Consider the following 9694-nt stretch of genomic DNA (forward strand, 5'->3'; position numbering starts at 1 on the left):
CTCATCGCCCTCATCCCGCTGTTCGCGCTGAGCCTTGTGAACGCCAACCAGAACTTCCCGTTCGGTGGCGCGAGCATCCTCATCATCGTCGGTGTCGGCCTCGAGACGGTCAAGCAGATCGACTCGCAGCTGCAGCAGCGTCACTACGAGGGCCTCCTCCGTTGACCCGACTTCTCATCGTTGGTCCACCGGGCGCAGGCAAGGGAACGCAGGCCGCTCGACTGACCGAGCGCTACGGCATCCCGGCCATCGCCACGGGTGACATCTTTCGCGAGAACATCCGCAACCAGACGCCACTCGGTGTCGAGGTGAAGGCGATCGTCGATGCTGGCGACTACGTGCCAGACACTCTCACCAACGCGCTCGTGACATCCCGGCTCGAGCAGGAGGATGCCCTCGACGGCTTCCTCCTCGACGGCTACCCCCGCACCGTCGACCAGATCTCCTACCTCGACCAGCTGCTCGCTGGCAGAGGCCAGGCGCTGGACGCCGTCATCCTTCTCGTCGCCGACAAGGAGGAGGTCGTGTCCCGCCTGCGCAAGCGCGCGATCGAGCAGGGCCGCACCGACGACACCGAGGAGGCGATCCGTCATCGCCAGGACGTGTTCGCCCGCGAGACTGCTCCCCTCATTCCCGTCTTCCGCGACCGCGGCCTCCTCGTCGAGGTCGACGGACTCGGCGAGATCGACGATGTCGCAGAGCGCATCTCGCGCGCGCTCGACGCACGCGGACTCAGCGCCAGCGATGCGGCTGCCAGCTAGCCCCTCATGAGACGCGGCAAGGGCATCTACAAGACGCCGGCCGACATCCGGGCGATGATCGAGCCAGGGCTCGTGACCGCAGCCTCACTCGACGCGGTGCGGGCGGCGATCACCGCTGGCATCACGACCCTCGAGCTCGACGCGATCGCCGAGCACGCGATTCGCTCGCGCGGAGGTGTGCCGAACTTCATGAAGGAGCCCGGCTACCATCACACGATCTGCGTCTCGGTCAACGAGGCGGTCGTGCACGGAGTGCCGAACGACTACGTGCTGCGGCCAGGTGATGTCGTCTCGGTTGACAGCGGTGCGGAGGTCAAGGGCTGGAACGGGGATGCCGCGTTCACTGTCGTCGTTGCCGACCGCAACCGCCCTGAGCTCGTCGCAGAGCGCCAGGCGCTCGCCACCGCGACCGAGCACGCCCTATGGGCGGGTATCGCCGCGCTGGCGAACGTGCGCGACCTCAACACGATCGGGGCGGTCATCGAGGATGCCGTTGCGGCATCCGGTCGCGACTACGGCATCCTCGAGGACTACGTCGGCCACGGCATCGGCCGCTCGATGCACGAGGACCCCCCGGTCTTCAACTACCGGGTGCGAGGCCGCGGGCCAGAGGTCAAGCCGGGCCTTGTCGTCGCCATCGAGCCTATGGTGGTCGCCGGCGGCATCGCCACGCGAACAATGGACGACGGATGGACGGTCGTCACTGAGGACGGCGGCATGTCGGCCCACTGGGAGCATTCGATCGCCGTGCACGCGGACGGCATCTGGGTGCTCACCGCCGTCGACGGTGGTGCGCTCGGCCTTGCCCCCTTCGGCGTCACCCCGGTGCCACCCGCCTAATAGCACGAGAGCTAGGTGTGGGCTTGGCGAAACGCCCGAGAGTCGTATAAGCTCGATCTTTGGTGTTTCCTGCCGGTTTTGCCGTTCCCGCATTCGATGAATTTGGGCCCGCGCCACCCAGCTGCACCACAATCCCGCACGACCAGCAATCAAACTTTTAGCGACGAAGAGGCAATGGCCAAAAAAGACGGTGTCATCGAAATCGAGGGTGCAGTAGTCGAAGCACTGCCCAACGCAATGTTCCGCGTTGAGCTCAGCAACGGCCACAAAGTTCTCGCCCACATTTCGGGCAAGATGCGCCAGCACTACATCCGCATCCTCCCTGAGGACCGCGTGATCGTGGAGCTGAGCCCCTACGACCTGACCCGCGGCCGAATCGTCTACCGGTACAAGTAGCTCGCCGCTTCAAGTAGTGCCAACAGGCACGCGATTGCTGGAAAGTAACGGCCTGGTCTCTCGACCAGGTACGAAGACAGCGAAAGAGAATCATCATGAAGGTAAACCCCAGCGTCAAGCCGATCTGCGACCACTGCCGCGTCATTCGCCGCAACGGCAACGTCATGGTCATCTGCAAGAGCAACCCGCGCCACAAGCAGCGTCAGGGCTAAGGCTCGTTCCACACGACTTCTAACTGAATACAGAAGAACAGCACCAAGAACCTGATCGCGAGAGCGGGAGGGGGACACCCAGGGTTGGAGGCCTTGGCACCGGTGCTGTCCATTACCTCCACTCACTAACAGGAGATGCCACATGGCACGTCTAGCCGGCGTCGACATCCCGCGCGATAAGCGCGTGGAGGTCGCACTGACATACATCTACGGCGTTGGCCGTACGAGGGCCCTCAAGACCCTCGCCGACACCGGGATCAGCGGGGAGATCCGCGTCAAGGATCTGACCGATGACCAGCTCGTCGCACTGCGCGACTACATCGAGCTGAACTTCAAGGTAGAGGGTGACCTCCGCCGCGAGGTCGCCGCCGACATTCGCCGCAAGGTCGAGATCGGCAGCTACCAGGGCATCCGCCACCGTCGTGGCCTGCCCGTTCACGGACAGCGCACCAAGACCAACGCTCGTACCCGCAAGGGCCCGAAGCGCACCGTTGCAGGCAAGAAGAAGGCAGGGCGCAAGTAATGGCCGCACCGAAGGCAGCTGCGCGCAAGCCGCGCCGCAAGGAGAAGAAGAACGTCGCCGTGGGCCAGGCCCACATCAAGTCGACCTTCAACAACACCATCGTGTCGATCACCGACCCGACCGGTGCCGTCATCAGCTGGGCGTCGTCTGGCGCCGTCGGCTTCAAGGGATCGCGCAAGTCGACCCCCTACGCCGCGCAGATGGCAGCAGAGTCCGCCGCCCGCCAGGCGCAGGAGCACGGCATGAAGAAGGTCGACGTCTTCGTCAAGGGACCAGGATCCGGCCGCGAGACCGCGATCCGCTCGCTTCAGGCCGCTGGCCTCGAGGTCGGCTCGATCAACGACGTGACCCCGCAGGCGCACAACGGTTGCCGCCCGCCGAAGCGCAGAAGGGTCTAGCGCACAGCGCTTGACCCATCTGCGGGTCGAGTAGGTCGCCTTTCCGGCGAGCGTATCGAGACACCCGGTCGGCTTCGTGCAGCCAGGGTTTCGATACGCCGCCGGAGGCGGCTACCCAACTCGCAGATTCACAATTCAATATTCGCAACAACGACGGGCCAGCCACCCGCCGCACCTTAGGTGTCATATAGCGGACACCTCGCCGAAAGGAATCACCGTGCTCATTGCACAGCGCCCAACTCTTGCCGAAGAGAACATCTCAGAATTCCGCTCACGCTTCGTGATCGAGCCCCTCGAGCCTGGCTTCGGCTACACGCTCGGCAACTCGCTGCGCCGCACGCTGCTCTCGTCGATCCCCGGAGCAGCTGTCACCAGCATCCGCATCGACGGCGTGCTGCACGAGTTCAGCACCGTTCCCGGTGTGAAGGAAGACGTCACCGAGGTCATCCTCAACATCAAGGGCCTCGTCGTCTCGAGCGAGCACGACGAGCCGATCACCGCATACCTGCGCAAGCAGGGTGCAGGCCAGGTCACCGCGGCTGACATCTCCGCACCTGCCGGCGTCGAGATCCACAACCCGGAGCTCGTCATCGCGACGCTCAACGACAAGGCGAAGTTCGAGCTGGAGCTGACCATCGAGCGTGGCCGTGGCTACGTCTCCGCGACGCAGAACCGCAGCGAGTTCAGCGAAGCCGGCCAGATTCCCGTCGACTCGATCTACTCGCCAGTGCTCAAGGTGACCTACCGTGTCGAGGCGACTCGTGCCGGTGAGCGCACCGACTTCGACCGCCTTGTCGTGGATGTCGAGACGAAGCCGGCGATCACGCCGCGCGACGCCATCGCCTCCGCTGGCCGCACGCTGACCGAGCTGTTCGGCCTGGCGCGCGAGCTCAACACCGCCGCAGAGGGCATCGAGATCGGCCCAGCGCCGGTTGACGCCGTTCTCTCGAGCGAGCTGAGCATGCCGATCGAAGACCTCGACCTCTCTGTGCGCAGCTACAACTGCCTCAAGCGCGAGGGAATCAACACGGTCAGCGAGCTCGTCGCCCTCTCGGAGACGCAGCTCATGAACATCCGCAACTTCGGACAGAAGTCGGTCGACGAGGTGCGCGACAAGCTCATCGAGATGGGCCTGTCGCTGAAGGACTCGGTTCCCGGGTTCGACGGTGCGCACTTCTACGGCGGCTACGACGACGAGCCTCAGGCCTAAGCACCAGTCGCTCGACTGACTGCTTTCACTAAAAAGGAAAAGTAATGCCTACACCCACCAAGGGACCGCGCCTCGGCGGCGGACCGGCGCATGAGCGCCTCATGCTCGCGAACCTCGCAGCTGCCCTGATCACCCACAAGAGCATCAAGACGACGGAGACGAAGGCCAAGCGCCTTCGGCCGGTTGTCGAGCGCCTGGTCACGTTCGCAAAGCGCGGCGACCTGCACTCGCGTCGTCGCGTGCTCGCGAAGATCAGCGACAAGACTGTCGTGCACGAGCTCTTCACCGTCGTTGCACCACTCGTCGCTGAGCGTGAGGGTGGGTATACCCGCATCACAAAGCTCGGCTTCCGCAAGGGCGACAACGCGTCGATGGTTCAGATCGAGCTCGTTCTCGAGCCGCTGAACGCCAAGCCGAAGGCCGCTGTCTCGAAGAAGGCGCCGGCCAAGGCCGCCGCTCCCGTCGAGGAGGCCCCGGCCGAGGAGACCGCCGTCTCCGAGGATGTCGTCGAGACCGAGGAAGCCTCCGTCGAGGCGGAGACCGTCGCTGCGCAGGCAGAGGACGCCGCCGCCGTCGAGGCAACCGCTGACGAGTCGCCCGATGGAGACCAGTCGAAGTAACCTGCTTCACCAGTTACGACCCCGCTCCTCGGAGCGGGGTCGTTCTGCTTAACCCGTCGGCTACGCCGGCCGAGGCGTCAGCCCGTAGTCGTTGGAGTTGAGCAGCGGCGGCAGCTCGGCCAGTCGCTGCATCGCATCGCGGATCGACCCGGCGTAGATGCTGCCGCCGATGGGCCCTCCCGCATGGATGAGGTCAGTGGCGAGCACGTCGAGCCGGGGCTGGATCGCGTCGTACCAGTTGGCGAGCTCGACGTTGCGGTATCGCTGCGCATAGCTGGCGAGCACCTGGTTGACTCCCGGGATCCATCCGCGCGGCGCCTGTGCGTTGACGAGCACGATGGATACATCGGGGCCGACGATGTCCGAGATCTCCTGCAGGGTCGACTCGGCGACGGGCCCGTTGGTGCCGAGGCCGAGCAGCACGATCGGGCGCAGCTGGCCGGCATCCTTGAGCGCCTGCAGCATCGCGGGCGCGGCGGTCATCCGACGGGAGACGGCGGCATCCATGTAGATGCCGGGGAACTGGGCGATGACCTCATCGGCGGCAGCGAGCATGACGGAGTCGCCGATGGCGATGATCTGGTCGCCTCCCGGCAGGGGCGCCGGCCCGGTCGCGGCGGCGTCGAGCTCCATGGGCGGCTGGGACTGGATCGACTCGAGGCCAGCGGCGATGCGGTCCTCAACGTGTCCGGATGCCGGTGCCACGACCAGAGCGACTCCCGTCCCAGCGACGAGAGCCGCGATCGCGAGCCCGCTGACGGCAGCGGTGGCAAGCCGTGCCGGGCCGCCTCGCCATGCGCGCGCCCACGACCGGGCGACGGCACGGAATCCGCGCTGCCGCACCGGCTGCTCGAGGTAGCGATACGACAGGGTCGCTGCCGCCATAGTGATTGCCAGGGCGACGGCGGCGACGGCCAGCTCGGGGAGCGCGGGCCAGGCGGCAGTCACGAGGACAAGCACCGGCCAGTGCCAGAGGTAGAGGCCGTAGGAGCGCTGGCCGACCCACCGCATCGGAGGATTGTCGAGGGCGCGACCGAGCCACGACCCGGAGGCTGCGCCAGCGATCGCGAGGGCGGTGAGGGCGGCCACGAGCACGAGGCCGCCGCGAAAGACCCACTCCGACTCCTCAGCGAGGAACCACGACAGGGCGAGCAGCCCGACGATCGCGAGTGCTCCGAGCACCGGGAGGCCGCGCCACGCCCTGACCCCGCCGACGGCGAGCGCCGCTCCGATCGCGAGACCGAAGGCGTGCGTGTCGGTGCCGTAGTAGAGCCGGGTCGGGTCGGCTCCAGCCGCGGAGAGCAGCAGCATTGCCGCGATGGATGCCGCGGCGATGACGAGAACCGCGGCCAGCATCCACCGGCGGCGCCGGAGCACCACGACCACCGCTAGTGCGACGAACGGCCAGACAAGGTAGAACTGCTCCTCGACCGCGAGCGACCACAGGTTGCGGAAGAGTTCTGGCGTCGCCGTGTCGAAGTAGCTCGCGTCGGAGGCGATGCCGAGCCAGTTGTAGCTGAAGGTCGCCGCCCCGAGCAGCTGGCGGCCAATTCCGACGAGGACGTCGCCGCCGATCGCCAGCGCGGCCGTGGCGGCGGCGACCACCACAAGGGCGAGAGCGGGCAGGAGGCGACGAGCCCGGCGCACCCAGAACGAGTGGAGCACGATTCGACCCGTCGCCGCGTGCTCGCGCAGTAGCAGGCTCGTGATGAGGAAGCCGCTGATTACGAAGAAGACATCGACGCCGATGTAGCCGCCTGGCAGTGCTCCCGGTAGGAGATGGAACAGCATGACGGTGCTCACCGCGATGGCACGGAGACCGTCGAGCCCGCTGAAGCGGGAGGCGGGTGCAGGGGCGGCGACGACTGCCGGCGCCATGTTCTTCGTGGCCATCGGCATCCAGCCTAGACTCGCTGCGTGAAAGAGCAGCCGGAGACCGACACGGTCACACGACTGAGGCTCGATATCGCCTATGACGGATCCGGCTTTGCCGGCTGGGGCGCGCAACCAGCCATTCGCACGGTGCAGGGCGAACTGGAGTCTGCGCTCGCCACCGTCTTCCAGCGGCATGGCCCCGCACCGCGGCTCACCGTCGCGGGACGAACCGATGCCGGTGTGCACGCGACCGGGCAGGTTGCACACCTCGACCTCACCGCCACGCAGCTCGCCTCTCTCGACGAGCGTCGAGGGCAGGGCGGTGCAGAGTCGCTGGCCAGACGGCTGAACGGCATCGCGGGCCTGAGCAGCGATGTGGTCGTGCTGTCGTCCCGGCTCGCACCGACGGGATTCGATGCGAGGTTCTCTGCGGTCTGGCGACGATACGAGTACCGCGTTGGTGACGCATCCATTGCCCGCAACCCGCTGCTGCGCGGCCACGTGCTCTCCTACCCCGCGGCGCTGGACGTCGAGGCGATGGATGCCGCGGCCAGTGCCCTGCTCGGCCTCCACGACTGGGCGACCTACTGCAAGCCGCGCGAGGGCTCGACCACCATCCGCACGCTGCAGGAGTTCTCGTGGCGACGGCTGGACGACGGGCACCTGCTCGCAGAGGTTCGCGCCGACGCCTTCTGCCACAGCATGGTGCGCTCCCTCGTTGGCGCGTGCATCGCCGTTGGCGAGGGGAAGCTGTCGCCCACCGACGTGGTGCTGCTGCGGGATGCCGAGACACGCACCAGCGCGTTCAAGGTGGCACCGGCCAAGGGCCTGACGCTGGTCGAGGTCGGGTATCCGCCCGACGACGAGCTCGCGACACGCGCAGAGCAGACGCGGGCGCGTCGCGAGACTTTGCGGTAGTGGGCGAAACGGACTACCCTTGACCCTTGGTGCCTGCGCCCTGTGCGCGACACCCGATCATGAGCCCTCCACGGGTTGGGTTCCGCAACGTATCTCGTTCGGAACGCACCACCGGAGCGGGATTCACGAACACCTCACTCGATCAAGAAAGCAGTACAGCTATGACTCGTACATTTTCGCCAAAGCCGGACGACGTCCAGCGCGAATGGCTCATCATCGACGCTGAAGACGTCGTTCTCGGCCGCCTCGCCAGCCACGTCGCCACGCTGCTGCGCGGCAAGCACAAGGCCACCTTCGCCCCCCACATGGACATGGGCGACTTCGTCATCGTCATCAACGCAGAGAAGATCGCCCTCACCGGCGCCAAGCTCGCGCAGAAGAAGGCGTACACCCACTCCGGCTACCCGGGCGGACTGACGGCAACCACCTACTCCGAGCTTCTCGCAAAGCACCCGACCCGCGTGGTCGAGAAGGCCGTTCGCGGCATGCTGCCGAAGAACTCGATCGGCCGCGCTCAGCTTGCCAAGCTCAAGGTCTACACGGGCGCTGAGCACCCTCACGCTGCGCAGCAGCCCAAGACGTACACCCTCTCCCAGGTCGCCCAGTAGCGCCGGCTCAGAAACTAAAGGACTCAACTACCGTGGCGAACATCGCAGACAGCATCGACGGCCTCCCAGAGGGCCTGACCGAATACTCCACCGAGACCCCGGCAGACGCCGCCCCCAAGGCACCGCGCGCCGTTCTCAACGTTCCCGGCGCAGCCGTCGGCCGTCGCAAGCAGGCCATCGCCCGCGTGCGCATCAAGCCGGGCGCAGGAACCATCACGGTCAACGGCCGTGAGTTCGAGGAGTACTTCCCGAACAAGCTCCACCAGCAGCTCATCAACGACCCCTTCAAGGTGCTCGACCTCCTCGGCAGCTACGACGTGATCGCCAAGATCACGGGCGGCGGCCCCTCGGGCCAGGCGGGTGCCATGCGCCTCGCCATCGCGCGCTCGCTCAACGAGATCGACCGCGAGAACAACCGCCCGGCGCTCAAGAAGGCCGGCTTCCTCACTCGTGACCCTCGTGTCATCGGTTTGCTTTTTGACATCTTCTATGACCACTCTCTCTGGAACTAGTCGATACATTTTCATTTTGGTCGGTTTGATTTTGATTTTGCAAGGGCCTGTTGCAATGGGCCAAACCAAAATGAAGGGCGTAACAGTTTCCTACGAACAGTCCGGCACTTCCCGAATCGCGCGCTTTACAAACTCAAATCCGTACCCAGTCCGGGTGGAGTTCTCATATCAGGGCACCAAAGCGCGTGGTTCAGCTGAGGCGTCTGGCGAGGGTGCGGTTTTAATAGCAGCCGAATTTTTTGCCACGTATGGTGCCGTTGGCCTTTCCATCAGCTCGGTCCGAATCAAACTCGTTATGCGGGGGGATTGAGGCCGCCGAAGCAGTTTACATCGTATTGCGGAACCAGTTCCGCGAAACTTAGATCGGCGCTACCTTTAGGATCGCAAAGCGAATTTCAAATACTGCACGCGAAAACTGGGGATGGCAGCCGGGCGGCTTTGACCGTCTCCTTCGAACTTCGGAATCGGTTCACGAAAAGTGGAATTACATTCGTGAGAATCCAGTTCGGGCGGGCTTGGTCGCGCACTGGAAAGAGTGGCCGTATCAACGCGGTTTTTCCGATGATGAATAGATGATCATTAACGTTTCACAGAACGGAGCTGGCGGGGCCGAGTGACGTGGACGGGCAGGCCGAAGGCCGAGTGCGGCTATGAGCGAACGAGTCAAACGCCCACAAGATTCGCTGAAACAGGACGTTTGGCGTTTCACAGAAACGCCGTACAAAATTCATTGAACGTTGACCGTTAGACGTTCACGTTTCGTTTCATGCATCCGCTGGAACAACTGCGCGACGACGCCCTGCGCGACATCGAATCTGCGC

General features: G+C 65.1%; 12 protein-coding genes and 1 pseudogene. 12 read left to right on the forward strand and 1 reads right to left on the reverse strand.

The genetic code is table 11. From position 1 onward, the window contains the following. The 9 genes and pseudogenes from AC14A7_RS08150 to rplQ form a co-directional block, all read left to right on the forward strand. Positions 1–165: pseudogene (locus AC14A7_RS08150) on the forward strand (preprotein translocase subunit SecY); the annotation flags it as partial. Further along, a complete protein-coding gene (locus tag AC14A7_RS08155; RefSeq protein WP_484008011.1) occupies positions 162–761 on the forward strand; it encodes an adenylate kinase in 600 nt (199 codons plus the stop codon). The pseudogene AC14A7_RS08150 and the gene AC14A7_RS08155, both read left to right, overlap by 4 nt. A 6-nt stretch (positions 762–767) precedes the next feature. After that, entirely contained in the window at positions 768–1601 is an 834-nt protein-coding gene (gene map / locus AC14A7_RS08160) for a type I methionyl aminopeptidase (protein WP_484008013.1), read from the forward strand. Between the two features lie 174 nt (positions 1602–1775). Next, on the forward strand, positions 1776–1997 hold the full coding sequence (gene infA, locus AC14A7_RS08165) for a translation initiation factor IF-1 (RefSeq protein WP_055965022.1): 222 nt from the start codon (positions 1776–1778) through the stop codon (positions 1995–1997). Positions 1998–2092: 95 nt separating this feature from the next. Beyond that, the gene (rpmJ, locus tag AC14A7_RS08170) at positions 2093–2209 is read left to right on the forward strand and encodes a 50S ribosomal protein L36 (protein WP_199281181.1); all 117 of its coding nucleotides are present in this window, start codon (positions 2093–2095) and stop codon (positions 2207–2209) included. A gap of 142 nt (positions 2210–2351) precedes the next feature. Beyond that, complete coding sequence (gene rpsM / locus AC14A7_RS08175) at positions 2352–2732, forward strand: 30S ribosomal protein S13 (RefSeq protein ID WP_484008015.1); 381 nt, start codon at positions 2352–2354, stop codon at positions 2730–2732. Continuing rightward, on the forward strand, positions 2732–3130 hold the full coding sequence (rpsK, locus tag AC14A7_RS08180; RefSeq protein WP_484008017.1) for a 30S ribosomal protein S11: 399 nt from the start codon (positions 2732–2734) through the stop codon (positions 3128–3130). The genes rpsM and rpsK overlap by 1 nt, the downstream gene beginning before the upstream one ends. A 217-nt stretch (positions 3131–3347) precedes the next feature. Beyond that, positions 3348–4340, forward strand: coding sequence for a DNA-directed RNA polymerase subunit alpha (locus AC14A7_RS08185; RefSeq protein WP_484008019.1), 993 nt, complete (start codon positions 3348–3350; stop codon positions 4338–4340). Between the two features lie 44 nt (positions 4341–4384). Beyond that, complete coding sequence (gene rplQ / locus AC14A7_RS08190) at positions 4385–4960, forward strand: 50S ribosomal protein L17 (protein WP_484008021.1); 576 nt, start codon at positions 4385–4387, stop codon at positions 4958–4960. Between the two features lie 60 nt (positions 4961–5020). Here rplQ and AC14A7_RS08195 read toward each other — a convergent pair whose 3' ends face one another. Next, positions 5021–6853: an acyltransferase family protein gene (locus AC14A7_RS08195; protein WP_484008023.1), complete on the reverse strand. Its 1833-nt coding sequence runs from the start codon at positions 6851–6853 to the stop codon at positions 5021–5023. Between the two features lie 24 nt (positions 6854–6877). Between AC14A7_RS08195 and truA the strand changes: the two genes are divergently transcribed. From truA to rpsI, 3 genes are all read left to right on the forward strand, one after another. After that, on the forward strand, positions 6878–7753 hold the full coding sequence (truA, locus tag AC14A7_RS08200) for a tRNA pseudouridine(38-40) synthase TruA (RefSeq protein ID WP_484008025.1): 876 nt from the start codon (positions 6878–6880) through the stop codon (positions 7751–7753). 161 nt (positions 7754–7914) lie between these two features. Then, positions 7915–8361 (forward strand): 50S ribosomal protein L13, encoded by a 447-nt coding sequence (gene rplM / locus AC14A7_RS08205; protein ID WP_484008027.1) that lies wholly within the window; start codon positions 7915–7917, stop codon positions 8359–8361. Between the two features lie 32 nt (positions 8362–8393). Continuing rightward, positions 8394–8873: a 30S ribosomal protein S9 gene (gene rpsI, locus AC14A7_RS08210; protein WP_484008029.1), complete on the forward strand. Its 480-nt coding sequence runs from the start codon at positions 8394–8396 to the stop codon at positions 8871–8873. Positions 8874–9694: the final 821 nt, after the last annotated feature.

It is taken from the genome of Conyzicola sp. (assembly GCF_057073975.1).

Coding starts and splice junctions, on each gene's coding strand:
- map (WP_484008013.1), top strand. CDS start 768: ATGAGACGCGGCAAGGGCATCTACAAGACGCCGGCCGACATCCGGGCG.
- infA (WP_055965022.1), top strand. CDS start 1,776: ATGGCCAAAAAAGACGGTGTCATCGAAATCGAGGGTGCAGTAGTCGAA.
- rpmJ (WP_199281181.1), top strand. CDS start 2,093: ATGAAGGTAAACCCCAGCGTCAAGCCGATCTGCGACCACTGCCGCGTC.
- rpsM (WP_484008015.1), top strand. CDS start 2,352: ATGGCACGTCTAGCCGGCGTCGACATCCCGCGCGATAAGCGCGTGGAG.
- rpsK (WP_484008017.1), top strand. CDS start 2,732: ATGGCCGCACCGAAGGCAGCTGCGCGCAAGCCGCGCCGCAAGGAGAAG.
- rplQ (WP_484008021.1), top strand. CDS start 4,385: ATGCCTACACCCACCAAGGGACCGCGCCTCGGCGGCGGACCGGCGCAT.
- AC14A7_RS08195 (WP_484008023.1), bottom strand. CDS start 6,853: ATGGCCACGAAGAACATGGCGCCGGCAGTCGTCGCCGCCCCTGCACCC.
- rplM (WP_484008027.1), top strand. CDS start 7,915: ATGACTCGTACATTTTCGCCAAAGCCGGACGACGTCCAGCGCGAATGG.